This window comes from Streptomyces sp. 8P21H-1, assembly GCF_013302945.1.
This window is the reverse complement of record NZ_JABTYA010000057.1, coordinates 1-1,412: the sequence shown is the minus strand read 5'-3', so window position 1 is coordinate 1,412 and position 1,412 is coordinate 1. Positions and strand designations below refer to the sequence as shown.

Annotated in this window: 1 protein-coding gene and 1 pseudogene; one reads left to right on the top strand and one right to left on the bottom strand. The window is 74.4% G+C overall.

From position 1 onward, the window contains the following. Positions 1–240, bottom strand: a pseudogene (locus HO151_RS07110) (CDP-alcohol phosphatidyltransferase family protein); the annotation flags it as partial. Positions 241–562: 322 nt separating this feature from the next. Here HO151_RS07110 and galE point away from each other — a divergent pair. Continuing rightward, on the top strand, positions 563–1,412 hold an 850-nt coding region (galE, locus tag HO151_RS01090; protein ID WP_173894271.1), incomplete at its 3' end, for a UDP-glucose 4-epimerase GalE.

The window sequence follows — 1,412 nt, the reverse complement described above, 5'->3', positions numbered from 1 at the left end:
GGCGCCGGGGATCGCGGCGGCCTCGAAGCGGGGGTCCGTCAGGCCGAGCCGCAGCGCGTGGACGTGTCCCACGAAGCGGGCGTCGACCACGGCGACCCGCTGGTCCGCGGGGACGGCGGCGAGGAGGGTCTCGGCGTCGGCCGCGTCGACGGCGGCCCGCACGTCGAAGCCGAGCGACCGCAGATCGCCCTCCAGCGACGATCCGGGTACCGGCTGTCCGGTGAGGATGGCGGTCGGCAGACGAACTCACTCCTCTGGGTTCCGGCGTGCGGGACGCCGGGCGGGTGCGTGGTGGGGGTGCGCCCCGGGCCGGGGACGGCCGGGCGGCATGTCGGCAGAGGCTATCGGATGATGGGAAGCGGCCGTTCACCGCCCGTTCACGGTCCGATCAACAGGTTCTGATCGGCGCGTCCGCCGAGATCATCATCGTGGATCCGGGGCCCGGCCCACAAACCACGGACCATTCCGGCGCAATTACCGGCATAGCCCCGGGCCGCGAAGGAGGCGGGCCGGAGGCGGACACGGGACAGGCCGGGACCGGACCGGCATAGGGTGTGCGTCCATGACATGGCTGATCACCGGCGGGGCCGGGTACATCGGGGCACATGTGGCGCGGGCCATGGCCGGAGCCGGGGAGCGCGTGCTCGCGCTCGACGACCTCTCGGCCGGCGTCCCGGCACGGCTGCCCGGGGGCATCCCGCTCGTCCAGGGGTCGTCCCTGGACGGGGAGTTGCTGAAGCGGGTCCTCGCCGAGCACGCGGTGACGGGCGTGGTGCACCTGGCCGCCCGCAAGCAGGTCGGTGAGTCCGTGGCCCAGCCCGCGCGCTACTACCAGGAGAACGTCGGCGGGCTCGCCACGCTCCTGGACGCCGTGGCCGGGGCGGGTGTGCGGCGTTTCGTCTTCTCCTCGTCCGCGGCGGTCTACGGCAACCCGGACGTGGACCTCATCACCGAGGACACCCCGTGCGCGCCGCTGAGTCCCTACGGCGAGACGAAGCTGGCGGGCGAGTGGCTGGTGCGGGCCGCGGGCCGCGCGCACGGCATCGGGACGGTGTGCCTGCGGTACTTCAACGTGGCGGGCGCCGCCGCGCCGGAGCTTGCGGACACCGGCGTCTTCAACGTCGTCCCCATGGTCTTCGACCGGCTCACCCGCGGGGAGTCCCCGCGGATCTTCGGCGACGACCACCCGACGCCGGACGGCACGTGCGTGCGCGACTACATCCATGTCGCCGACCTCGCCGAGGCGCATCTCGCGGCGGCCCGGCGGCTGGCCACGGCCGACGCGCCGGGTGACCTGACGGTGAACATCGGCCGCGGCGAGGGGGTCTCGGTGCGTGAGCTCGTGACGCTCATCGGCGAGGTCACCGGCGACGCCCGCCCGGCGCTCGTGGGGCCGCGCCGTCCCGGCGACG